This window comes from Lysinibacillus sp. NPDC093197 (assembly GCF_044754025.1).
In the GTDB taxonomy this organism is placed as follows: domain Bacteria; phylum Bacillota; class Bacilli; order Bacillales_A; family Planococcaceae; genus Lysinibacillus.
Map to the genome: position 1 here is coordinate 574,046 of NZ_JBIVOH010000001.1, position 25,246 is coordinate 599,291.

General features: G+C 36.6%; 25 protein-coding genes. 8 read left to right on the top strand and 17 right to left on the bottom strand.

What is annotated here, in order from left to right; genetic code table 11:
• Window positions 1-278: 278 nt before the first annotated feature.
• Complete coding sequence (locus tag ACIP9G_RS02975) at window positions 279-2,012, bottom strand: ABC transporter ATP-binding protein (RefSeq protein WP_340824089.1); 1,734 nt, start codon at window positions 2,010-2,012, stop codon at window positions 279-281.
• The gene (locus ACIP9G_RS02980) at window positions 2,009-3,751 is read right to left on the bottom strand and encodes an ABC transporter ATP-binding protein (RefSeq protein WP_401017263.1); all 1,743 of its coding nucleotides are present in this window, start codon (window positions 3,749-3,751) and stop codon (window positions 2,009-2,011) included. The genes ACIP9G_RS02975 and ACIP9G_RS02980 overlap by 4 nt, the downstream gene beginning before the upstream one ends.
• Window positions 3,752-4,318: 567 nt before the next feature.
• On the opposite strand from ACIP9G_RS02980, the gene crcB reads away from it, so the two are divergent.
• The 5 genes from crcB (at window position 4,319) to thiD (ending at window position 7,852) form a co-directional block, all read left to right on the top strand.
• Window positions 4,319-4,681: a fluoride efflux transporter CrcB gene (gene crcB, locus ACIP9G_RS02985; protein ID WP_340824086.1), complete on the top strand. Its 363-nt coding sequence runs from the start codon at window positions 4,319-4,321 to the stop codon at window positions 4,679-4,681.
• Entirely contained in the window at window positions 4,678-5,010 is a 333-nt protein-coding gene (locus tag ACIP9G_RS02990; protein ID WP_340824085.1) for a fluoride efflux transporter FluC, read from the top strand. The genes crcB and ACIP9G_RS02990 overlap by 4 nt, the downstream gene beginning before the upstream one ends.
• A 27-nt stretch (window positions 5,011-5,037) precedes the next feature.
• Window positions 5,038-5,385: a hypothetical protein gene (locus ACIP9G_RS02995; protein WP_340824082.1), complete on the top strand. Its 348-nt coding sequence runs from the start codon at window positions 5,038-5,040 to the stop codon at window positions 5,383-5,385.
• Between the two features lie 188 nt (window positions 5,386-5,573).
• A complete protein-coding gene (locus ACIP9G_RS03000) occupies window positions 5,574-6,770 on the top strand; it encodes a DUF418 domain-containing protein (protein ID WP_401017266.1) in 1,197 nt (398 codons plus the stop codon).
• A 263-nt stretch (window positions 6,771-7,033) separates the two neighbouring features.
• Window positions 7,034-7,852, top strand: a complete 819-nt coding sequence (thiD, locus tag ACIP9G_RS03005; protein ID WP_401017268.1) for a bifunctional hydroxymethylpyrimidine kinase/phosphomethylpyrimidine kinase — start codon at window positions 7,034-7,036, stop codon at window positions 7,850-7,852.
• A 93-nt stretch (window positions 7,853-7,945) separates the two neighbouring features.
• On the opposite strand, the gene ACIP9G_RS03010 is transcribed toward thiD, so the two are convergent.
• A complete protein-coding gene (locus tag ACIP9G_RS03010; protein WP_340824078.1) occupies window positions 7,946-8,257 on the bottom strand; it encodes an antibiotic biosynthesis monooxygenase family protein in 312 nt (103 codons plus the stop codon).
• An 88-nt stretch (window positions 8,258-8,345) separates the two neighbouring features.
• Between ACIP9G_RS03010 and ACIP9G_RS03015 the strand changes: the two genes are divergently transcribed.
• Window positions 8,346-9,035, top strand: coding sequence for an ArsR/SmtB family transcription factor (locus tag ACIP9G_RS03015; RefSeq protein ID WP_401017270.1), 690 nt, complete (start codon window positions 8,346-8,348; stop codon window positions 9,033-9,035).
• A gap of 205 nt (window positions 9,036-9,240) precedes the next feature.
• On the opposite strand, the gene ACIP9G_RS03020 is transcribed toward ACIP9G_RS03015, so the two are convergent.
• From ACIP9G_RS03020 to ACIP9G_RS03055, 8 genes are all read right to left on the bottom strand, one after another.
• Window positions 9,241-10,116 carry a DMT family transporter gene (locus tag ACIP9G_RS03020; protein ID WP_401017272.1) on the bottom strand — a complete coding sequence of 292 codons (876 nt, stop codon included), beginning with the start codon at window positions 10,114-10,116 and terminating at the stop codon, window positions 9,241-9,243.
• A 205-nt stretch (window positions 10,117-10,321) separates the two neighbouring features.
• On the bottom strand, window positions 10,322-11,509 hold the full coding sequence (locus tag ACIP9G_RS03025; protein WP_401017274.1) for an MFS transporter: 1,188 nt from the start codon (window positions 11,507-11,509) through the stop codon (window positions 10,322-10,324).
• Between the two features lie 138 nt (window positions 11,510-11,647).
• Window positions 11,648-12,109 (bottom strand): VOC family protein, encoded by a 462-nt coding sequence (locus ACIP9G_RS03030; protein ID WP_401017276.1) that lies wholly within the window; start codon window positions 12,107-12,109, stop codon window positions 11,648-11,650.
• Between the two features lie 179 nt (window positions 12,110-12,288).
• The gene (locus tag ACIP9G_RS03035) at window positions 12,289-13,158 is read right to left on the bottom strand and encodes a metal ABC transporter permease (protein WP_340824072.1); all 870 of its coding nucleotides are present in this window, start codon (window positions 13,156-13,158) and stop codon (window positions 12,289-12,291) included.
• Window positions 13,155-14,027, bottom strand: a complete 873-nt coding sequence (locus tag ACIP9G_RS03040; RefSeq protein WP_401017279.1) for a metal ABC transporter permease — start codon at window positions 14,025-14,027, stop codon at window positions 13,155-13,157. Before ACIP9G_RS03040 ends, ACIP9G_RS03035 begins: the two co-directional genes overlap by 4 nt.
• Window positions 14,021-14,770, bottom strand: coding sequence for a metal ABC transporter ATP-binding protein (locus ACIP9G_RS03045; RefSeq protein ID WP_401017281.1), 750 nt, complete (start codon window positions 14,768-14,770; stop codon window positions 14,021-14,023). Before ACIP9G_RS03045 ends, ACIP9G_RS03040 begins: the two co-directional genes overlap by 7 nt.
• A gap of 8 nt (window positions 14,771-14,778) precedes the next feature.
• Window positions 14,779-15,693 (bottom strand): metal ABC transporter solute-binding protein, Zn/Mn family, encoded by a 915-nt coding sequence (locus ACIP9G_RS03050; protein ID WP_340824067.1) that lies wholly within the window; start codon window positions 15,691-15,693, stop codon window positions 14,779-14,781.
• Window positions 15,694-16,342: 649 nt separating this feature from the next.
• Entirely contained in the window at window positions 16,343-16,507 is a 165-nt protein-coding gene (locus ACIP9G_RS03055; protein ID WP_340824065.1) for a hypothetical protein, read from the bottom strand.
• Window positions 16,508-16,910: 403 nt separating this feature from the next.
• Here ACIP9G_RS03055 and ACIP9G_RS03060 point away from each other — a divergent pair, with 403 nt between their 5' ends.
• Complete coding sequence (locus tag ACIP9G_RS03060) at window positions 16,911-17,936, top strand: S-layer homology domain-containing protein (RefSeq protein WP_401017284.1); 1,026 nt, start codon at window positions 16,911-16,913, stop codon at window positions 17,934-17,936.
• A 228-nt stretch (window positions 17,937-18,164) separates the two neighbouring features.
• Here ACIP9G_RS03060 and ACIP9G_RS03065 read toward each other — a convergent pair whose 3' ends face one another.
• The 4 genes from ACIP9G_RS03065 to ACIP9G_RS03080 form a co-directional block, all read right to left on the bottom strand.
• Window positions 18,165-19,214 (bottom strand): 2,3-butanediol dehydrogenase, encoded by a 1,050-nt coding sequence (locus tag ACIP9G_RS03065; RefSeq protein WP_401017286.1) that lies wholly within the window; start codon window positions 19,212-19,214, stop codon window positions 18,165-18,167.
• 20 nt (window positions 19,215-19,234) lie between these two features.
• Window positions 19,235-19,873, bottom strand: a complete 639-nt coding sequence (locus ACIP9G_RS03070; RefSeq protein ID WP_340824061.1) for a GntR family transcriptional regulator — start codon at window positions 19,871-19,873, stop codon at window positions 19,235-19,237.
• A 285-nt stretch (window positions 19,874-20,158) separates the two neighbouring features.
• Window positions 20,159-21,904, bottom strand: coding sequence for an adenine deaminase (ade, locus tag ACIP9G_RS03075; protein ID WP_401017289.1), 1,746 nt, complete (start codon window positions 21,902-21,904; stop codon window positions 20,159-20,161).
• 124 nt (window positions 21,905-22,028) lie between these two features.
• Entirely contained in the window at window positions 22,029-22,454 is a 426-nt protein-coding gene (locus ACIP9G_RS03080; protein ID WP_173479112.1) for a pyridoxamine 5'-phosphate oxidase family protein, read from the bottom strand.
• Between the two features lie 162 nt (window positions 22,455-22,616).
• Here ACIP9G_RS03080 and ACIP9G_RS03085 point away from each other — a divergent pair, with 162 nt between their 5' ends.
• Window positions 22,617-23,243: a YczE/YyaS/YitT family protein gene (locus tag ACIP9G_RS03085; RefSeq protein WP_401017291.1), complete on the top strand. Its 627-nt coding sequence runs from the start codon at window positions 22,617-22,619 to the stop codon at window positions 23,241-23,243.
• 81 nt (window positions 23,244-23,324) lie between these two features.
• Here the strand turns inward: ACIP9G_RS03085 and ACIP9G_RS03090 are convergent, their stop codons facing one another.
• Together ACIP9G_RS03090 and ACIP9G_RS03095 are read right to left on the bottom strand one after the other, a co-directional pair.
• Entirely contained in the window at window positions 23,325-23,960 is a 636-nt protein-coding gene (locus ACIP9G_RS03090; protein ID WP_401017293.1) for a 50S ribosomal protein L25/general stress protein Ctc, read from the bottom strand.
• A 277-nt stretch (window positions 23,961-24,237) separates the two neighbouring features.
• Window positions 24,238-25,158: an S-layer homology domain-containing protein gene (locus tag ACIP9G_RS03095; protein ID WP_401017295.1), complete on the bottom strand. Its 921-nt coding sequence runs from the start codon at window positions 25,156-25,158 to the stop codon at window positions 24,238-24,240.
• Window positions 25,159-25,246 lie beyond the last annotated feature (88 nt).

Below are 25,246 nucleotides of genomic sequence, written 5' to 3' on the forward strand. Positions count from 1 at the left end.
CGGACTACTGTCGTAGATTTCCGCAACTGGCGACGCTCTCCGCTCCAATCAACTAGAATAATTGTTTGAGTGCCTGGCACTCGCCTTTGGCACCCGTTTGTCTTTACTCCAATAAACAAAATAAGGCATCAAGAGTGAGCTATCTTGATACCTTTTGTCGAAACTCTGAGCCCCACTTAGCAAAGTGGGGCTCAAGTTTATTTATTTGCTAAATACAATTTTGACACAAACGAACCACTCATGTTGAGTATCCTCTAGAAGTGTCGTAATCACTATAATTACTGCAATGAGTTAGCTTGCATTTGATACATTTTTTCATAAATTCCGCCAAGCTCTAATAGCTCCTCGTGCGTACCGCGCTCAACAATCTCCCCACGGTCTAATACAAGAATACGATCCGCATTTTTTATCGTTGAAAGACGGTGGGCAATAATAAACGTTGTTCGACCTTTTTTCAAAACATCCATTGCATGTTGGATAATTTCTTCTGTCTCTGTATCGATATTAGATGTTGCTTCATCTAATATTAATATTGCCGGATCAAAGGCTAGTGCACGTGCAAAGGAAATTAGTTGTCGCTGACCTGAAGATAGTGTACTTCCTTTTTCAATTACAGGTTCATCATAACCATTAGGCAAGTTTACTAAGACGCGATCACCACCAACTGCTCTTAAAGATTCCTCCACTTTTTCACGTGAAATTTTCGGATTATTTAAGCTCACATTTGAAGCAATCGTTCCTGTAAATAAATATGGGTCCTGTAATACAATACCCATATGCTCACGCATTGATTGACGCGCGACCGCTGTAATATCAATACCATCGATTGAAATCTTTCCTTTTGAAGGATCATAGAAGCGGAATAATAAGTTCATAATGGAACTTTTTCCTGACCCTGTATGACCTACAAGCGCAATGGTTTCCCCTTGATGAGCTTCAAAAGATAAGTTTTTCAAAACATAATCATCGTTTTTATAGGCAAAGGAAACATCCTCAAAAACGACATTCCCTTTATATCTCGGAAGACTTACTTCTGATACCGGTTCACCGTCTATATCTAACACCTCAAACACACGCTTCCCTGCAACGAGCGAGCGTTCAAGCTGAGAAAATTGATTGACAATGTTTGTAATAGGATTAAATAATTTCGTCAAATAATCGACAAATGCATATAATGTCCCTGCAGAAATTATTTGTGTTGTCGTCATCGACTGCGTCCCAAAGTAGAAAATAAAAATGGTAAACATTAAAAGTCTTAACGTATTCACTAAATTGAATGAAGTCGCCGAATCTAGCACTAATAATTTACGCTCATAGGCATAATGCTCATTATTCATATCATCAAATTCCTTCGTCATTTGTTGCTCACGGCGGAATGCTTGAATAATGGTCATACCTTGTATTGATTCGTTAATCATCGCATTGATATCGGCAATTTTAGTTCGAATAACATCGTTATACTTCGAAGCAAATTTACGATATAAAATCATCCATACGTAAATGATTGGCACCATTACTAATGCTAAACAAGCCATTTGCCAATTTAAAATGAACAGCGCTACATAGACACCTAAAATTGAGATTAAACTTGTTACGAAATTCGATAGCACCTGTACATATAAATTACGTACTGCCTCTGTATCATTCGTCACGCGTGCCACGATTTTCCCTGCCGGTAAGTTATCAAAATATTGAATTGGCAATGTTTGAATATGCTCAAAAACGTCCTTACGTAATTTTTGAACAACGCGGTTTGCTCCCATTTGTAAATAAATATACATAAAATAACGTAATATTGCTGTTGCAATCGCCAATATTAAATAAAGTATTAACAGCCATGTAATCGGCTTTATTTCTAATTTACCAATCGTCATATAATTATCGATTATATGCTTCGCAATAAAAGGCCCTACAAGCTCGGTAAATACTGCAATTGTTAAGAAAAATAAACCTAGTAATATTGGTTTTTTAAAATACATCGCATAGCGAGTTAATCGTTGACTCGTACTCATGAGGCACCCCCTTCTAGCTGTTGACGGTCAAATTGCTCTTTATACCAGCCTTGTTGTGAAAGGAGCTGTTCATGTGTTCCTTGCTCTACGATTTGCCCTTCATCAAGCACAATAATCATATTTGCATGTTGAATTCCCGACAAACGATGGGTTGTAATAATGGTCGTTCGATCCTGTCGTTCTCGTTGAATATTTTCTATAATCTTCGCCTCTGTTTTAGCGTCTACAGCAGAAAGCGAATCATCGAGTATTAAAATTTCAGGGTCTTTTATTAGTGCACGAGCAATAGATACACGCTGCTTTTGACCACCTGAAAGTGATACGCCCTTTTCGCCAACAAGTGTTTCAAGCCCCATTGGGAGATGGGCTAAATCTTTTTCAAAATATGCAGCATAAATCGCTTGTTTCAGCTCTTCTTCCGTTGCATCTTCTTTCCCAAATAAAATATTTTCTCTAATTGTTCGAGAGAATAACACATGATCCTGCGGGACATACCCAATCCAATCGAGTAATTGCTCCTTTGTTTGTGATGTTATATCAATCCCATCAATCGATAACTGGCCCGCTTCAATTGGATATTCACGAAGTAATTGTCGCAGGAAAGTCGTCTTTCCGGCACCTGTCTTTCCAACAATACCAAGTGTTTGCCCCTTTTTTAGTGACAACGAAATTTGTTGAAGATTCTTTACCTGACTCATTGGATACTGGAAGGATAAATTATCGAATCCAATGGCATGCGGGGCTGCTACCGTTTGAGGTATAGCAATATTTTGCACATCTGCTTCATAGCGCAATGTCTCCTGTACACGGTCCAATGAGGCATTCCCTTGCTGCATTACATTAATAAGTTCTCCGATTGCAAAAATTGGCCAAACTGCTAATCCTAAATAGACAGTAAACGTTACAAGTTGCCCTAAAGACATCGCCTCAGTAGATACTAAGTGTGCACCGTAACCGAGTGCCACAACATAACTAATACCCGTACCGACTTTCGTAATTGGTCCGAATAAGGCATTTATTTTCGTAGTATGCATATTTTTTTCATAAACGGTTTCACTCATCTCCGCAAATGTTGCTTCGTCCTTTTTTTCTTGGACATATGCCCGTACAACCCGAACGCCTGCTACAGACTCGAGAACACTATCATTTAATTCGCCAAAGGCATCCTGTGCCTTCATATAACGCTCATGCACAATTTTCCCTAAATATTGTATAAGAATAGCCATAATAGGCACTGGTAACATGGCAAAAATGGTTAATTTCCATGAAATCATAAAGCCCATTGCAAAAATAATACATCCCATATAAATGGTTGAATCAATAAGTGTCATAATCCCAAAGCCCGCAGTTAGGGATACAGCATTTAAATCATTCGTAGCACGCGCCATTAAATCACCCGTGCGATTCTTTTCATAAAAAGTAGGCGTCATCCGTAAAAAATGTTGCATTAAATTGCGTCGTAAAATTTTCTCTAAGTTAATGGCACCTTCAAATAATCGAAATTGCCATACAAAATTTAATACATAGCCACCAACAATAATACCGCTGAAAATCAAAATATACTTCGATAAAATTGCAGTTGTCATTGTGCCTGCTGTTAAAATATCAATTATGTTCCCAAGTAAATAAGGAGGAATAACTTCTAAAGCACTAGCAATCATTAATAGCACAATCGCTACTGTGTATTGCTTCCAATATTGCTTAAAAAACCAGCTTAATTTGCTTAATACATCAAACATTTTTCATAACCTTCTTTCTCAAATTGCGTTAAATCTTCGCTACCCACTATCTAGCAATTCCTTATTGAAAATTAATTTCCTTGTGATGTTACGCATACGACATACACTCCTTTTTTAGTTCACTACAACTTTTTTGCAATAAAAAAAGACACATCCCCTCAAAAGAGCATGTGTCTCTTATAAAAGGTAAGGTGCGCCCATACCTTCTATTGCATAATAAATAACAACGTTAGACATGGACAATGTATGAAGCTGTGCTTTTGTTTTGTACTGTTAAAACCATCATTGTCATGCCCTCCTTTTTTGTTATAGTGTTATTGAAGATTATCATATTATTGAAATAATTGTCAACATTCTAACTGTTATTTTTTATATTTCACAGGAAATAATTAACGCTTTAAAGTAGTGAATTGCTTGAATTGGTAAAAAGGGGAACGTGACGTTAAAACTTACTTTCGAATAGCTACCATCCGACCTACGTCCTTGATACAATACAAAGTAATAGTGAATGTAAATGATGTACTTTACAAACAATAATGACCTTAAAAGTTAAAGGAGTCTTTGATATTGAAAACGTTTTTGGCAATAGGTATAGGTGGATTTTTCGGCGCGATGTCCCGCTATTACCTCAGCGTGTTACTTCCCAATACCGCTAACTTTCCAACTACAACACTTTTTATTAATTTAGTTGGATGCTTTTGTTTAGCCTTTCTTTTTACGACTTTTACTAACCGGACACCACTCGTACTTGGCGTTGGTACAGGCTTTTTAGGAGCCTTCACAACTTTTTCTACCTTTTCTGTAGAAACACTTTTACTCATTGAAAATAACCAATGGGTACAAGCCCTTTCTTATTGTTTAATTAGCGTATTGGGCGGTTTAGCTTGCGCTTGGCTTGGTGCTTTACTTGCAAGGGGGCGAATGCAATGATCCTTGTAGGCATAGGTGGAATTTTAGGTGCATTAACGAGATTTTACTTAGGAAAATGGATTGTCAGTACTTATCCTTGGGCAACCTTCATTATCAACATTACAGGTTCTTTTATCCTTGGTCTTTTATTTGGCAGCCATCCAAGTGAAGCATTATGGCATTTTTTAGGTATCGGTTTTTTAGGTGCTTACACAACTTTTTCGACGTTCGGCTTTGAAATGCTACAACTAGTAGAAAAGAAAAAATGGGGATTAGCTTTAGCCTATATTTGTAGTACAGTATTATTAGGATTACTTTTTGCTGCACTTGGTCTTTACATTTTGGCATAATGTCCTTAACATTCAAGAGGTGATTTTTTGACACAAGCTACAATTGAACAGCTCCAAGCGTTGGAGGCTGAAATAAAACATACTTTATATACATTAATTGACTTAGAACTGGACGAAGCCTATCAAGAAATGACTTCTCACTTTGCTCAACTGCTCGCAAAAGTACAAGCAGCTCATTTAATTGATTATAAACTTACTGTTCTAGTGGAACCTCAAGCTTATGCTACCGAGACTTGTATATTATTAGAAAGTTTACTCGAAGCAAAAAATAGACCAAATAAAAGGCATCAGTTATTAACCCATCGGATTATTTTAAAAATTTGGTTGCGTAAAAATCAACACTTTATAAATGACTTATTACCACAAATGTTTTAAGCACCTTGGTTTTCTAAGGTGTTTTTTTGTTGCCAGTCAGTTCCTCGCTAAATAAAACACATTTATTCTATTTCGATACAACAAAATGCTCATTTTACCGAAACCTTCCTTTTCACTTGGCGTTTATTAATTATGAAAGCTACATGACAATCTATTAATTCTATATAAACTGATAAGAGGTGTTTTTTATGGAGAGAATAAAATTACTAGATGTCGCTAGAGGACTCGCTATTATTGGCACACTTGGAACGAATATTTGGGTTTTTGGATCGTCTCATCATACTGTGGAAGTGGATGAAGTTGAAATTTCGAATATTGGTTCATACATATCGCATTTCACAGATTTTTTGACGAATGGTAAGTTTCTAGGTCTGTTAACGATTATGTTCGGTATTGGCATGCAATTGAAATATACTAGCTTTCAAAATCGTGAACTCCCTTGGTTTCGCCTATATTTATGGTCAATGATTTTACTCTTTATTGATGGGCTTCTCCATTTTATATTTGTTTTTGAATTTGATGTACTAATGAGTTATTCGCTAACAGGTATCCTCGTTGCTTTTATCATTCAACGATCCGAGAGAATAATGAAAATATGTATGTTTTGTGCTGGTGCTATTCATGTTCTTTACCAAGTTTGGCAAGGGTTCATTAGTGTGATTATGTCTTCTAAGCTAGTAAGGATGTTATTTCCAAATAATCCTTATGCCAATATTAGTACTGAACGTGATTTAGCTGAACAAGCATTAATACGATATGATAATCAATTGCTTGAAATATCTGGGTTTACTTGGTGGGAGCAAGTCGTTTACAGGATGGAGCATTTTTGGGTATTACGATCAGAAGCCATTATGATTTTACCTATGAATGTTTTTTTATTTTTACTTGGCATCTTCCTCGTACGAAAAGGTTTATTGAAAATGGATGAACGCGGAATTCGACTGCAAAAGCGCCTGCTATGGATTGGTTTTGGTATCGGCATTCCAATCAATGCACTATCGCTCTTCAATGTACATTTTGTCGCATTTGACCGCTACGTTTTTGCCCCTATCTTATCACTAGGCTATTTAGGCCTTGTTTTCTTAATCGCTCGCCACCATAAGTTTGTCAAAACACAACAATATATTAGTAACGTTGGAAAAATGGCGCTTACATGCTATATCACCCAAAACATCGTATCATCCTTTTTGTTCTATAATTGGGGGCTCGGTCTTTCCAAACACTATAACCCGCTTTTAATATATGCATCTTGGTTAGGCATTTCATTATTTATGATTGGATTTTCAACATTATGGTTACAAAAATATAAACAAGGACCTGTTGAAATAATTTGGCGTAAACTTGGCAACATTCCTGTGAATCGCTATAAACAAAAACTAACATAAGCAAAGCTAATTTGTTTGCATAGACACGTTAAAACTTGTATGTGCTGAGTAAATTACTTAGCACATACAAGCTTTTCATCCGATTTATTTTTGTACGCATTCCTTTAGTAAATACTAGATGAATAAACTGACATTATAAAAACTTTACTTTCTGGCTATTTCAAAACAATGACAATTATTATTAAAATAAAATAATATTCAAATACTTTTTATATTATCGACAAACTGCCTGCTAAACGCAACAAGAAGAGGAGTACACTATTATGAAAAAAGCATGTACAATTGCTGGTTCTGCCGCGCGTGGTGGGGCTGGTATTCAAGCAGATTTAAAAACTTTTCAAGAACTAGGTGTGTACGGCACTTCTGCCATTACTGCCTTCGTGGCAACACACCCTGATACAAAGCAAGGTGTTTATACACAATCACGAGAAGTTATTGAGGCACAGCTTCATACAATTTCGTCACAAATTGGCATAGATGCTTTAAAAACAGGCATGTTATTCACCAAAGACATTATTGAGCTTGTGGCGGACTGGCTCCCTTCCGCTCAAGTCAAACAAGTAGTTATTGATCCTGTAATGTTTGGTAAAGTAGGGACAGCTTTAATGGAGGAAGGTGCCATGACCTCTTTAAAAGACAAGCTATTACCTCACGCTACCATTATGACACCAAATATGCCTGAGGCTGAGTATTTACTCGGGGGGAGAAGCCTTACTACTATAAGTGATTTACAGGACGCAGCCCGTGATTTACATAATCTTGGTACGCAATACGTACTTGTGAAAGGCGGACGCCTCGATGGTCCCGCAACGGATGTATTATTTGATGGCGTAAACATGCTAACATTAGAAGCTCCTCGTATTGATACAATTCATACAAATGGTGCAGGTTGTTCATACTCTGCGGCGATTACTGCAGGATTAGCACAAGGTCTTAGCGTTGAGGATGCAGTAATTCAAGCTAAAAAATTCGTTACAGCGGGAATACGACGTGCGATTCCGTTTGAAACTGTTGCTGGTGCAATTGACCACCGCGCATATAAAGAGGTTGGAGAAAATAACATTACGATTACTAGATGCTAGTTTGATGTCCTTTGATTTGAAGGTAGACTATGAAAAAATCCGCGTAACCTTTTTATAGGTACAGCGGATTTTCTTGTTGTCCTTTCGAATTTCTCATTCCCCTTGAAAAGAGTAGGTACGCATAACTTGGCATATTTCTACATGATAATGACTGTACCATTTTTCTTTTCCTAATTGTTGCGCTACAGCATGCTTAGCATTGACTTTCCAATTTCGGATTGCTTCTAGCGATTCCCAGTACGATACCGTAATTCCATGCCCTTCATGATTTCTTGTACTCTCAACACGAAGAAAACCAGGCTGTTGTTTTGCTAAATCCTCAATCGTATCTGCCATTTTTGCATATCCAACGTTGTCATCATTCGTCCGCTGTGATGTGAAAATTACTGCATAATAACTATCCATTTTTAGTCCCCCTTCTTCTATCTTCTCTATTGTAAACGATAAATACTTTCAATATAATCGAACTATGGAATGCAAAGGAGCTGGAATAATGAGTATTAACCCAAATATGGCTGAAGTCGCTTCTTTGCTTGGAGAGACATCAAGAGCAACAATGCTAGCTAGTTTAATGGACGGACGATATCATACAGCTAGTGAATTGGCATATATGGCTAATATTAAACCTCAAACAGCTAGCTTTCACCTAGCTAAGCTAGTAGAAGGTAACCTAATAAAAGTCGAAAAGCAGGGACGTCATCGCTATTTTCAGCTAGCAAATGAAGATATTGCACAGTTTTTAGAAACTTTTCTAGCGATTTCACCCCCACCTGAAGTGCGTTCATTAAAGCAATCAAGCCAAATACAATTACTGCAAGATGCTCGAACTTGCTATGACCATTTAGCCGGTAAATTAGGTGTTCACTTAACTGATTCAATGGTCAACTCGGGTTATTTGCAAAAAGAACAAAATGAATATGTTGTTACACCAGATGGCGTAGTTTTTTTTACACAGTTCGGTATAGATTTAGAAAAATTAAAAAGGAAGCGTCGCTCTTTTTGTCACGCATGTTTGGACTGGAGTGAACGTCGTCATCATTTAGCTGGAGCACTTGGCCACGGACTGCTAACACATTTTTTAGACTTAGAATGGATTACACGTGTACCAACAATTCGTGCAATTAAAGTTACCGAAAAAGGACGAAAAGGCTTTAAACAAGTTTTTCATATGGATGTGAAATAGTGCCAGTCACTCAAACAATTCTCAAACAATTTACTATGCTTTTAGTATTTCAGTAAAAATCCTCTGAGACTCCTGGGGGAACCCACGTAATGTAAGATGCAACAGACGGCGCGATAGCAACAGTTGCGACTTACATCGTGCCCGCGGAAAGGACAGTGGATTTTTACGCTATAGAAGTAGAAGGACTTATAGGGTAGCATCGGTTTTAATAGTTGCCTGTTCTTGCAGAAGTAAAATTTCGATTGACTAAATAAATACCACTTAAAATAAATAGCCCCCCTATCAAAAGCGACGAGTGCAATGGTTCATCTAATAATATCCAGCCTGTTAATACTCCAAAGAAAGGGGCTAAGAATAAGTAAGCACTCGTTTTCCCTGGATCACTATTTTGTAAAAGATAGTACCAGCCAGCAAATTGAATGATTGAAGAAAAAATGCTTAACCATAGTAAAATAACCAATGAATGGCCATTAACGATAAAATGTGGCTGCTCCAGTACAATACTACCTAGTAAGAGCAGTAATCCCCCAAAGAGCATCTGGTATGCTGATAGAACCCATGTATCAAACAGTACACCCCATTTTTTTGCTAATAACGTGGCAATGGCCCAAAAAACAGCAGAAAGAAACCCGAAAACTAGACCAATTTTCCACTCGATTTGTGCACCCATTGTAATCATGACACCGATTAAACCGAGAATAACACCGCCCCACTGATACAAACGGTAATGTTCTTTTGTAAAAATAGTTGCCAATACAACGACTAACAGTGGGTTCGTAAATGTTAGAATAGAAGATTCACTAGCTGTAATCGTTCGCAAGCTTAAAAATATACACCCCATCACGCCAGCAGTTTGAAACGTACCAATCAAAAGAATTTTCAACCAATTGGCTTTTGTCGTTGGGTGAGGTCTTTTTAAAAGAAGAACAATTACAGCCATTAATACACCAGCTACGATAAAACGTAATGCCGCTAATAATAATGGAGATGAGTAAGGTAAACCCAATTTTACAATGGCAAACGAAGAGCCCATTAAAAACGTTGTAAGTAGTAATAAAGCGATAAATTTAATATTATTCATACAAATTCCCCTAACTTTTGGTAATAACTATGTTATAGCCATTATAAACATAGAATAATTCAACACCCATCGAACTATGGAATACACTGCAATAAAAAAAGCTACCTCCACATTTAGTGGAAATAGCTTGTCATTTAAATTAATAAAGAGAAGGCAATAAATTTTTGGAAATGTCTATTGCCGTGTTCATTATGATTAAGCTTCGTTATTGTGCATGCATAATTACATTCTTTTTCTTTGAAAAAAATAGAAAAGACACGGTTAAGCTTAGACTAATGATACCAAATACTAGACCCATTCCATTTAAGCCGATTAAATCAAGCATCATTCCCGTTGATAGTAGAACGATTTGGAAGACGACAGAGTCAATCATATTGCGGAAGGAAAAGAAACGGCCATAATACTCTTTCGGCACTTGCTTTTGAAAGATTACCATTGTCGTTGGGAAAAAACAACCTACAGAAAAACCAAATAGTCCAAATGTCAGTAACGCGAAGAAAGTATTATCTGCAAGCAGTAACATAAGCTCCATTAAACCAATGATAAACGCTAGTCCAAATAATAATGTACCTATATTCACTCGCTCAACAATATATTTGAGCCCTGCTGCACCTAACATAAAGCCGATACCTTCAACCGTATACAATAAACCAGAAATAGTTGTGGACTGGTGAATTTCTGATATTTTCATAATGACTAAATTAAAAGAGCCTAAAAATAATGTAGGGATTAACATTAGAACAAGTGTCATTAAAACGACTGGATGCTCTTTTAGCATAGGTAAAACTTCCTTAAATCCGCCTTTTTCTTTATCTTGAACGGACAGATTAATTGTTTCATCTAGCTTTAATCCGTTTGTTATAAAATACATTAGTATGTATACAATAAGCGAAATAATGTATAACCATTTCAACTCAAAATAACTTAACATTAAACCCGCTGCCGCTGTTCCGACAATTCGTGAAATCGTTCGAGCATTCATTTGCCATGCATTCAATGAGATTAAATCTTTATCCTTAACAACCATTGGAATAATTGATTGTAAAGCAGGCATATAAAATGCTGCCGCAATTTGCAATGTAATTAAAAAGAGAATCATCCAAATGACCGAATTTGTATAAAGTGCGATAAACATAAAAAATACGCTAATAATGCGACCCACACTAGCAAACTGAATGACCGTTTTTTTCCTTGATTGGTCAATTAGTCGTCCTGCAAGCGGCGTTACAACAAGACCAGCTAAAATTCCAATTGAAATAATTAATGATTTATGAAAATCTGACGGAACTACCTCTTGCATAAATGCTAGATTTCCAATAATCCCAGCCCATAGGCCAAGACCTACTACAAACTCACCTAATAAAATTATCCATACGTTGTGATTTTTCCACATGCTGCATCCCCTCGTTGTCCTCTATTAAATTTTAATAACACCCATCGTAACAAAATTATAAATATTCGTACATATAAAATTACAATTCTACTATTTTATCTCTACCTTAGCTTGTAATTATGTATTCTTTTTACCAATCTATATCCCCTCATTATTGCACCAATCATTTAACGACATCATTGGAAAATCTTCCTCAACATCCAGTCTCAATGGTGTAATTAGCTCAATGGAATTCCCGTCTGGATCAGCAAAATAGATTGCGGCATGTGCATGTGGATTATTTGGTAAAACAAGCGGTTGTTGTGCTGGCGTAAAACCAAATGCTGTTTTTATTTCAATGTCAATGGATTGCAGCCACTCTTTCACTCGTGCTAAATCTTCTTTATCAATTCTGAAAGCAATATGCCGAATAGAAGGATGATAATCTAATTTTGCTTCCTTACTTTCCCAAAGCCCAATCCAACTTTCCCCTTTGACAATCCAGAAAAAAGCTAATTGATTTTTCACATAAGCTAACTCAAGCCCTAGTTTTTTATAAAAAGTGATTGACTTTTGTAAATTACTTACTGGTAAATGTGCTTCATATAACCCTTTTATCATGCTATCGCTCCTTTTCATCACTGACAAAAGTATACTATTAATATAGAAAGTGAAAATCATGCTAAAGGATGAAATGTTCACCTTATTTTTACCTTTCTCATTATTCGTTCTCGATGTTCCAAAAATAAAAAATGAAGAGATGCTGCCTATTATAAGCCTCACCTCTTCATTATTATCAATTATAAACCCTCTAATTTACCTACAAGGGATTTTCTTTTCCTATCGACGATTTTTTGAGCTAATAACGTGACGACAAATAATATGCCGACTGCTGTGGCCATCATACCTGCAATGGACGTGTCCCAAAATTTCGCCAAATAATAGCCAATAATCGCTGCTGCCCCGCCAAATAACATACTGTATAGAAACATTTGTTTAATCGATTTACTAATTAAATTGGCTGTTGCGGCAGGACCAATTAACATGGCAACTACTAAAATTGCCCCTACACTATCAAATGCTGCTACAGTTGTGAAGGAAATTGAAGTCATAAAGCCATAATGCAGAAAAATAATTGGAACGCCTATAGACGCCGCATACACTGCATCAAAGGTTGCTAGCTTCATTTCCTTAAAGAATAAAACAAGGAACCCAATGTTTATTAATAAAACGAGCAACAACATCCAGACTGCTTTTGGCATTGTAATCGACAATAATGTCCATTTATCCCAAGGGACAAAGGCAATTTCACCCATTAATACATGCTCAACGTCTAAATGAACATTGCTAGCAAACAATGTAATAAGCAAGACGCCTGCAGCAAATAAAGACGTAAAGACAACACCAATGGCAGCATCTTCCTGTATACCCGATGAATGCAGTAACTGTACTAAATAAGCAGTTAAAATCCCTGCAATTGCCGCTCCTATTAGCATCCAAAAGCCATTTAATGTTTGCGTAACAATAAAAGCCATAACAATTCCGAACAGCACAGTATGGCTAATGGCATCTGCTATCATTGACATTTTACGTAATATTAGAAAAACTCCTGCTATACCACATGTTATCCCTACTAGAAGACCTGTAAAAATGACCCAAAACTCAATCACCCTACCTCACCTTGCTTTCGAAACTGTTTTTTTCTGAGAAACTTATTAATTTGCCCTGCTGGACTTATTAAATAAGAGATAAAGAAGATGCTAGCTGCTACTAATACGATAATAGGTCCTGTTGATAATCCCGTTCGCAGTGAACTAATAAAGGTTCCGACTAAACCTGATATGCCACCAATCGTAGCACTCAGTACAATCATGGAACTTAATTTTGTCGTCCATAGCCTAGCACTTACAGCAGGAATGATTAACAGTGCCGACATTAAAATAACACCAACGGATTGGATACCTGTTACAATTGTCAAAACAATCAATATCGTCAATACAGCTTTTAACGCTTCAACCGGCAAGCCAATGCCCTTTGCATAAACAGGATCAAAGATTAAAAGCTTCCATTCTTTATAAAATAATAGACTAACTAAAATGATGATTGTTGCACTGATAAATAACCATGTTAAATCAACTTTTGTCATTGTTGCAGCTTTGCCGAAAATAAAATCATTGAGTCCGCTTTGATTTCCTAGCGGACTATGATTCACAACTGTCAAAAATACGACCCCTACCCCAAAAAATACGGTCAATACTAAACCAATAGCAGCATCTGCTTTCATTTTAGAAAATGAAACAATCCATTGAATACAATATACGGATAATGCTGACGTAATTGCAGCCCCTAAAATTAAGATTGGTAAATCTTTTTGGCCCGTTAATAAAAATGCTATAGCAATACCAGGCAACGCTGCATGTGCTGCAGCATCCCCAACTAAACTCTGTTTTTGAAGAAAGGAAAAGGTCCCCGTTATTCCAGCCGCAATGCCAAGTAGCATCGTACCGAGCAACACCCAAAGTAAGTTACCGCTTAACATACGCTGTTCGCTCCTAACGTGTCTTGCATCATAAATAATTTACCACCGTATGTTTTTTGTAATTGTTCAGCAGTAAAAACATCTTCAGTTGCACCTGATGCTAAAATCGTTTTATTTAATAAAATTGTGTAATCAAAATATTCTTTTACTGTTTGTAAATCATGATGCACAACAAAAATACTTTTCCCCTGTGCCTTTAAGCTTTTTAAAATATCGATAATCGTTTTTTCTGTTGCGGCATCTACACCAGCAAATGGTTCATCTAAAAAATAGATATCTGCATTTTGCGCTAGAGCCCTTGCTAAAAACACACGCTGTTGTTGACCACCAGATAATTGACCAATGGAACGCTCTGCAAAATCTTGCATTCCTACACTTTCCAAAGCTTGATTAGCAAGCAGCTTATCCTGTTTGGATGGCCTTTTAAATAAACCTGTATGTCCGTATCGCCCCATTAACACAATATCGAGGGCATTTGTTGGGAAATCCCAATCGACTGCATTGCGTTGTGGTACATAGCCAACAACTAGACTTTTTGGATCAAAGTTCTTTCCTAGTATTTCTACTTTCCCAACCTTATTTGGTAATTGATTTAAAATTGCCTTTAAAAATGTTGATTTGCCTGCTCCATTCGGACCAATAATTGCCGAAAGTCTGCCTGTAGGCACTGTAACGTTGGCATTTTCCAACACCGTTTTCTTATCATAAGCAACCGATAAATTTTCAACTGTTAATGCATTCATTTTTCCACCTACTTCAGTGCATCGACAATTGTGTCGATGTTATGTTGATACATCCCAATGTATGTGCCTTCTTTTGTTCCTTCAGCACCCATAGCATCTGAAAATAACTCTCCACCAATAACAATGTCATGCCCTTTCTGTTTTGCTCCTTCTATTACGGCTTTCATCGCTTTATCTGAAACGCTTGACTCTACAAAAATAGCTTTGATTTTGTTATCAACTAAGAAATCTACCATTTCCTGTACGTCTTTCACACCATATTCTGCTTCTGTACTAAGCCCTTGTAAGCCACGAACTTCAAAACCTTGGCTCTCACCAAAATAGTTAAACGCATCGTGGGCCGTTACTAATATACGTTGTTTTTCTGGAATTTCATTAATACGCTCTTTCGCGTAAGTTTGCAATTCATCTAATTTTTTCAAAAAAGCTGTTTCATTTGCTTTAAAATCATCCTTATACTCTGGATATTCTTTCACAAGTGTTTCCGTTACCGCTTCTACAACTTGTTTCCAAAGGTCAATGTTAAACCATATATGCGGATCGTGTAGTAGCCCTTCATCTTCACTATCAAGTAGCTTATCTTTATCTAACTTATCACCAACAGCTAATACCGTTTTATCTTTTGACATTTGATCGAAAATATCGAGCATTTGGCCTTCCAATTGTAAACCGTTATAAAAAATTACTTCAGCGTTTTCTAATTTTGATAAATCACTTTGTGTTGCCTTGTACAAATGTGGATCAACACCAGGTCCCATTAAAGCTGAAACAGTTAAATGGTCACCGCCAATTTCTTTAATAACATCGCCAATATGCCCTGTCGTTGCAACAACAACCCCTTCCCTTTTTCCAGTTTCATTTTTTTCTGCGCTACAACCAAAAAGTAACATCATTAAAACAAATACACCTAATAAACGTTTCATTTACCATTACCGTTGTCAAAACCTTCTAAAACGTTATAAGTTTACGTTTACCTCTTGCTTCATCGTACTCATTTTTACCGAAGCTACTTTCGTTTGTCTTAGCAGCACCACAAGCTGATAGTGCATACAACGAATACATATTAGCCGTATCTTCTGCATTTTGACGACTAATAGAAACTACATAGATGGGCGCAGGATTTTCATCTTACTATGCTACACCCATCACCTTTAGAGATTCTTTCAAATAGTGAAAGTTTCGATTAAAGCTATTTCCACTATAGATTTCAGAAGAAGGATAACATTTAACTGTTTCAATCAAATATACGCTAGAAACTCGTACAGCTTTTGTTGCCCAAATGAACTTGAGAAAGATGTTATTATTTATCTTTCTCAGTAGGATTACTTCTCCAAATCGGTGCTAGAAAGTTTATCTTTATTGTTAGTCGCTACTTAATGAAGATGATGATACGAATATTCGTTAAGCGATGTTGAAGTAAACGTATTACTTTTTTTGTTTTATAGTGTTGCTTATTTTGACTAAACGGCTTCCCTCCTTAAATTTTATAATTTACGAGAAATGCTTCGCTGCAACTTGCGTAAACATTTCTCTTATTTCCGCATTACTGTTGATGCAACTTTGTCTCTCAAATTAATTATTTATCATAAATTTCTTCATAAGCTGTTTCCAGCCCATCCAAAATACAACAATTGAAATCGCTACACCTACAGATTGGGTCATTTTCCACAACATCGTCAGAAACACTAGTATTCCTAGTGGAAGAATCGTTAGTTTTAATTCATCTAACTTTTTCATTGACTCACTCTTCTTTCGTTTACGATATTTTGTTTCCCTTAGGAAAAATATATGCTTAAAGTGAATAAATTTCAACTGTTTTAACAAAAATTTTTAAAAAAAATTTTTTTCTTGCACATCTTTTGTATTTAGCCTACAAAAAAAACACCGCTAATTTTTGCACATGTTCTACAAAAATTAGCGATGCCTATCTTGGTTATAAAAAAGATGAAAAATTGATGTTCGTTTTCGCCGTTTAACTGTCCTATATCGCTGATAGATTCTTCGATATTGCCAATAAAGTCTGACTACTTTTTGACTAGTAAAAAGGACATGCACTTGAAAATATCTAATGGAAACATTTGCAGTTTCCATCTATATCCTGCAAACTAAATAGTATAATTGCTAGAAAGGAAGAATGCTAATGAAACAATTATTGAGTATAGTATTGCTTTCATTACTTATCGTTGCTGGTAACCTCAAAGTAGAGGCAGCTGGTTTTACAGATGTGACCGAAGACCATTTTGCTTATGAGGCCGTCATGTGGGCAGAGGAATATGACATTATTGATGGTTATGCTGACGGCACGTTCAAGCCGAATGCGACCATTACCGAGCAACAATTTGCAAAGTTACTTGCAAATTATTATGAACTAGAAACTCCATATGATGAGTTGAAAAAGCAAACCCCTGCAGCGAATTGGTCAGATGAGTATTATAACCGCCTTGCAAGTTATGGTGTACCTCTTAACGGCTACTTTCATAACAATATCCGAGCAACTGCTATAAAACGTGGGGTTGTTGCACAGGCTATCACTCACCTAGCCGAGGGTAAACGTGGTCTCAATGAATCCATTCAATTTTTACTCGATTCCTATATTTCCACTGGTCAGAACGAGCAATATGAAAATCGTGATTTACAAAAGTTTTTTGGCGTTGCAAACAATATGACACGTGCGCAAGTCGTCACATTACTCCATCGCATGGATTCGAGAAATTTTTATACTATTTCTGAAGATGCACAAAACATTCATGATAATCCGAGCAATGCTTCCTTAAATTCACGAGCGATCAATGGACAACATCAGCTAGATAAAACGATGCAGCAAGTGCTTCCTTCAAATAGTGCGTGGGAAGGGACTTATACGTACTACTATAAATGGGGCAAAGGGGCGAATGAGTTTAATCGACGCGACGCCATTATTTCTAATGTCACAAGCAAAACGTTTAACATTTCTTTAACAGCAAGTGATGGTCAACAGTTAGGTAGTGTAGATGGGACAGCTACCATTACATCTAACACTAAGGCTGTAATGAACAGATCTGAAAATGGAAACCGCTGTGTTCTGGAATTCGAGCAACTTAAAAATGCGCTAAAAATAATCGAGGTTGATTGCAGTTCAGAGCGTAATGAAGGTACGAATTTTTCAGGCACATTAAAAAAACAATAAAGTCAATAAGTCACGCCTGTGAAATGAACTAATTAGCTACACTCAAAAGCAAAAGAGCATACACTAACACGTTTATTTTGAAAGATTTTAACATTGTGCTCATTCATCATTTGCGACATGCTGAACATCAACATGTTGAGGGAATAAAAGAAAGAGAGAACTATAATTAGTTCTCTCTTAAAAGATAAATGAGCTTACACTAGTATAAATTCACTAGTTGGCGTTGTATTATTTTTCTCCACTTAACTCAACTAATATTTTAGATTGAGTTTTGTCGTTTGTTAACGCTTCAAAGCCTTTATCAACGATATCATCTAATTTTATTTGGCTTGTGATAATGCCTTGTGGATTTAGCTGACCAGCACCCATTGCATCAATTGTTCTTTGGAATATTGTTGGTGTATAAACAATTGAAGAAAGAAGATTCACACCAGTGTTTGTAAGATGAATTGGATTCCACTCGATTGGTCTCGCAAAAATAGAAACAATCATCATATTACCACGCGCTTTTGTTACATCAATAGCTTGTTTAAAAGTAGGAGCAACTCCAGCAACTTCAAAAGAAACATCTACCCCATCTGCTACAATCGCTCGAACAGCTTGTACAGGGTCTTCTTTACCTGAGTTAATAATATGTGTTGCACCTAACTCTTTTGCTTTTTCTAATCGGTTATCAGATAAATCTAATACGATAACTTTGCTTGCTCCAGATGCTTTAGCAGCAATGACTGTCAATAATCCAATTGGACCAGCACCAAACACTGCAACTGAATCTCCTAAAGTAACGCCAGCATCTTTTACAGCTTGTACAGCAACCGCCATCGGTTCTACTAATGCACCATCTTGTAATGTTAAATTATCAGCTAAACGGTGTATATTTGTTTCAGGCACGTTTGCATATTTTGCAAACCCACCGTTTCCATGTAATCCGATGAAATTAAATCCATCATAACGATCGATATCTTCATGTTTGTTTCTATATGTTAAAGTAGGATTAATTACTACTCGGTCTCCTACTTTAAAATTTGTAACCTTAGAACCAATTTCTTCGATTACGCCAGCAAATTCATGTCCCATTGTTAGCGGAGCAATTTCACTCGTTAAATCAGCTTTTGCATCAACCGGTATGAATACTGGACCTTCTTGATATTCATGTAAATCACTTCCACAAATACCTGCCCAAGCTACTTTTACTTTCACTTCATCTTCTCTTAAAGAACGTAATTCAACCTCTTCTACTCTAATATCTTTTACGCCGTGCCAAACTGCTGCTTTCATATCAATTTCCCCTTTAAAATTTAATTAAAATGATGCCATAAAATAACATCTTTAATAGCATTTCGGGCATTTTCAAAATCCGATATTTCTATACACTTGATAAACGTATGAATGGACATATGATAGGATTCAACAAGATTCATTTTCCATTTTGTTTGTGCAGCTACATTTGTAACAAATATGGTTTCTTTAAAGAAACGTAGCATCGCAATATTTCCAGTAATATCGAAAAACAATTCTAACAGGTGGGCAAACGATACAACATATTCGTAAATATTTTTTACGGACTTTCGTTGTTCCATCGTTTCAAAACGAAGTAAAAGTTCATTTTGAAATTCGGCAGTCCATTTTGTTTCACAATTTTTAAGTGCAAGATCCAACAGGTAATAAAGGGTCTCTAAATAATCCTTCAATTCCTGATCCGAAATAATTTTTACACTTACACCTTTATGTTGTATTTTTTCAACTACACCATCTTTTTGTAAAAGATACAGAGCCTCTCGGACAGGTGCATGACTTACTTGTAACTCTTTTGCAATTTCCGACTCTATCAAACGCTGTCCTTGTTCATATTGACCTGAAAATATGCGAAATAATAATTGCTCAGCTATTTGTTCTGCTATCGTTTTCTTCGAAATTGAATTTTCATTAAACCCCATCTAACCACTCCAATAAATTTATATCCTCTTATTTTAATAGTTCCGTGTATATGGTGGCTAGTAAAAATGTTATCCATTATAGATTATCGATAATCTATAAATGTTATTCTAATATGAAAACGCTTCGATTTCAATAATTTTGAATCAGGCGCAGTAATATTTTTATTTAATAGTACGTAAAAAATGATTATAATCGTATTGTTTAGCCGCATGAAAAGCAGCATAAGGCTTGGATAACAACTAAAAAAAACGACCTGATTGCATGCTTTCAGGTCGTTTTTATCATTATGCTTCTACCGAAATATGTTGGAATGTTGTGACATCAAATAGTCCTGTATCCGTTAATTTTAAAGATGGGATAACAGGCAATGCCACAAATGAAAACGTTAAAAGAAAATGAAAATCTAAATTAGGATTTAGCTCATTTAGTGCAGTGTGTAGACTCGCTAATTGTATTTTGGCATCATGTGCTGTTGCATCTGTCATTAGCCCACCAATTGTTAATGGCATTTCTGCTAATATTTTGCCGTCTGCTACGATCACAAATCCCCCTTGAATTTCTTGAATACGATTAAGGGCCATGACCATATCATCATCATTCGTTCCAACGACTAGTGCATTGTGAGAGTCGTGTGCTACTGTCGTTGCAACCGCACCTTTTTGCAATCCAAAACCTTTCACAATACCAAGACCTGTTGTGTGCAAATGATGGTGGCGCTCGATTACAGCCAACTTTAGTAAATCCTGCTCTACTGATGGAATAAATTTATCCATCGTAACCGGTACATCTACTACTAAATGATTGGTAATAAGCTGATTAGGAACAATCTCCATTACATTAGCTTTTGATCCTTTTGTAAATGGAATGGCAAGCATGTCCGTAGTAATAGTTGGCAAATGCACAGAGCGATGGATATGAGCAGGCACTTCGGGTTCTACACGCGCCGTTAGCATTGTACCTTTTTCAGCAACTTTGACGCCATTTTTCCAGACGGCTTGCGCTCGCATTTTCGTAACATCTTCCACTAAGACAAAGTCGGCTTTATAGCCTGGTGCTATTGCCCCTCGATCGTATAAACGATAGCACTCAGCTACGTTAATTGTAGCTATTTGAATAGCTTGCAATGGCTCCATTCCTTCTTCAATCGCCATCTTGATATCAAAGTTGATGCTTCCCTCTTCCATTAATTCGTCAACATACTTGTCATCTGTACAAAAACCAAAGCGACGCGCATTAATTGTATTTACAGCCGGTAATAAATCACGTAAATTTTTAGCTGCTGAGCCTTCACGTATTAATACATACATTCCTTGCTCTATACGATCTAACGCTTCTTCCGCTGTCACACACTCATGATCAGTATGAATGCCTGCCGCTCGGTAACCTGTAATTTGTGTGCTAGTCAATCCTGCACAATGTCCGTCTACAACAAGGTTAGCTTGTTGTGCTAACCTAATTTTTTCAAGCATGTTCTTTTCGCCATTCAGCACAGCTGGAAAATCCATCACCTCTGCTAATCCACGTACATTATCATTGGTCATAAAAGGGGCTAGGTCTGTAGCAGTAAGTGTGGCCCCTGCATGTTCAAAACGAGTGCCTGGCACGCTGGAAGGAAGCATTACAAAAATATCCATTTCCGCTTTTTTCGCATCATCTAGCATAAACTGGATGCCTTCAGCACCTGCAACATTTGCTATTTCATGCGGATCTGTGATGACAGTCGTCACGCCGTGAGGAACAAGCACGCGACTAAATTCAGAAGGCGTAAGCATTGATGATTCAATATGTATATGCCCATCCATTAACCCTGGGATAACATAATGCCCCTCAGCATCTTCCTCATTGTGAGCAATAAAACGATTTTGTGTATCGAGAGCTACAATTTGCCCATTCTTCACAACAATATCTGCATTCTTCCACGTTAAAGTAAAAACATCTGCAACTTGTGCATTACGCAAAATAAAATCTGCCTCCATTTTCCCCTGTGAAGCCTGTATATTTTCTGCTAGCTGCTGTACTTTTTCTACCATTTTGAGCACTCCCTTTTCTTTTATGACCTATCATGCATGAATGACGAAGGAGTTTCAAGTCATGTTGATTGTTTCGTCTTCATTTTTTTATATACCTTATTACTAGTATGAAAAAAACGACCATTTATAAATGGTCGTTTGTAAATTCTAACTCTTTAGGTGGCTCACCTTTTTTGTTCATCAATCGCATACGAATAGGTTCAATTTTAAGTGTCACCATTTCATCTTTGTTGCCAATGAAAATACCTGTAAAAAATTCTGCTAATTTATTTTTCAAGCCTTCCTCTTCAATTTCTGTAAGCTTCCCTTCAATTTCTACAAACGTATCACCAAAGCCTCCATTATCGTAGCCATATAAAATATGTGTATAAGGATTTTTCAATAGCTCATCGATTTTCTCAGAGTGCTTATTTGTCACTGTATATAATACGAAGTCTTCATTTTGAAATGTCATATAACGTGAATATGGCTTGCCATTTTCAACGGTTGCCATCGTTCCTATTTTTTCTCGATTTAATACTTCTAAAATTTCATCACGTACTGAAGTCATTTCATCCCATCCTTTCATATTCATTATTATTTTACCCCTCGTTCTTAAAGCTAAACCGCCTTTTTTTGAAAAATATGAAATGACTATTTTCGGCGTTTTTCTAAAACTATTGCTATAATACTTTGTTGGACAATATGAATTTTTCAGAATGAGGTTTTAAATATGAAACAAGCTTTTTTTACACGATGTCTATTTTTCATTGCTGGCATCTTAGTTTTATCCTTTGGCATAACTTTAACTATTAAAGGACAATTTTTTGGCGTTGGTTCATGGGATGTTTTACATATAGGGTTAGCCAAAACATTTGGTCTTACAATTGGCACTTGGTCTATACTAATTGGTTTAGCCATTTTAGCATTTGATATGCTAGTGACAAAGAAATTTCCTTTACCAGGTACATTTATAGATATGTTTTTAGCTGGCATTTTTATTGATATTTTCAACTTTTGGCTCCCAGATATTGAGGGCTTTTGGATGCAGCTACTTGCCTACTTAACTGGATTGCTTTTACTTGGTTGGGGCTGTGGCATGTATATGGTAGCGAATTTAGGCATTGGCCCACGAGATACATTAATGCTCTTGATGGTTCATAAGCTAGGCTGGAGTGTTACACGTGCTCGTACGTTAATGGAAGTAACAGTTGCTATTATTGGCTTTTTACTTGGTGGTCCAATTGGAGTAGGAACAGTGCTAATGGCTTTCGGCCTTGGCCCAATTGTACAATTAGCATTAACTTACAATGAGAAATTATTTACAAAATGGACTGGTGTTAAGAGCGCTGTCGTTTAAAAATTATATAAATTCAAAAAGCTTGTGAAATGTAATACTTCACAAGCTTTTTCATGACTAAATTAGTTGTTTGAAAACTCTTTATTCTCTCGGTTCAGCTGTATTTTGCCCTGTCGCTTCTATTACTTCAGGTGTGCCATCTACTGTTTCCACTTCTTGTACATTTTCTGCTGCTGGAGGCGTGATAGTCACTAATGTATAGTCGTCTTCATTTAAAATTTCAAAGTGTACGTTTTGACGAATATCTCCAACATACAGTGAGGTACCAATTGCAACATTTGTTACGTCGACTTCTACCGTTTCTGGTATTTCCGAAGGTTTCACTTTAATACGAATTTCACGATTTGGTTGTAACAAGAAACCTCCATCTTTAACACCGATAGCATCACCTACTACGGTAACAGGGATATCGACTTCTAGCTCTTCTGACATATTGATTGATTTAAAGTCTACATGCTTTACAAAACCTTTTAACGCACAACGTTGTACTTCTGTTAATACTGCATTTACTTTTTTTCCTTCGACATCTAATTGAAATACACTTTTACTACCAATTTCGCTTAAAACTTTAGCAAATGTTCTGGCATCAAGTGATATCGAAGTGGGCTCCATTTGATAACCGTAAACTACGCCAGGAATGGCACCACTTTGTCTTAGTTTTGTTAATGTTGAGCGTTGTCCTTTATGACGTTTTGTAGCATTTAATATAGTACTCATCAGCATTTTCCCCTCTCGTGAAAACTAGTCTCATAAATGGTTTTGCCCGATCGTTTGTTTTTTATACCTTTTTATAGATTTAATGTGCTCAATTTCACTTACAATATTTTGTTCTTTTTATCGAATATTTCACATAATAAAAACACCTTTTCTTCCTATTAAGGATAAAAAGGTGTTCAATCGCCGATTAGTTTGTAAATTTCGCCGTTAAAATTGCGTTAATCGCCGATAGCTCTGCCAATACCGCCGATAGAGTGCCAGGCACTTAAAATGGCACTTATAATCTGCCTGCTGCTTGCAAAGTGACAGCCAACATTTTTGCGAATTGACCTCGTGTAATATACTGGTTAGGGTTTAAATTGGCATTGTCATCTAAAGCACCGATTGTATATAGTGTCTGCGTGTGACGTAATAACTCTCCTTGGAATGTATAGCTATCTTCAAAAGGTAAAATGGTTGTATCATCTTTATCTTCTAGCACAAAATCAACTGCATCCAATGTGCGTCCTAGCATCAATATCGCCTGCTGACGTGTAATTTTGCCATTCGGATCAAAAGTAGTTGGCGTTTTGCCATGAATAATGCCTAATGAATGTAAAGCACCTACATGACCACCGTACCACGATGTTTTTAGATTTATGTCTGTAAACTGTTTCGTTGGCTCCTGCTGAAAGCTAAATGCACGGACGAGCAAAGCACTAAACTGTGCACGTGTTAAAGAGTCATTTACACCGAAATTATCTGGTGTACGCCCACGAATAATTCCTCGCTCTGCCAAAGTTTGAATGTAGGAGCTAGTTGATGTCTTTGCTAAATCTCGGAAATAGAGTTGCTCAGGTTGCACAAACTTCAACTCTGCATTGTTGTGAATTATCGCAACCACACGATCTCCTTCATCTCGATAGGCAACGGGTTCCATTCCTTTTTTCAATACTTGTTGTAACACACCGGATTGTCCATTTTTAAAAATGACAACTTCAAGCGGTTGACGGTTATTGACGATATTCGCTTTAATGCTATAGATTCCATTTTTTTCAGTTGCAGAAATTGTAGCACCATAGGCAGAATAGATTGTCATATTTTCTGTTTTCGTATGTACGTAGTGCGTCGGTTCTTCATAGGCGGAAGCTTCTATCGGGAAAGCGATTGATGCCCCCAGCAATACAAGTATAGTCGTTGTTTGAAATATTCTTTTCATATTGCTCCTCCCTTTTATTATTTTCTATAACTATCATAATAGATTTAATTGTTTAAAAATATAGTATTTTTAGCACATGCTCCTACAG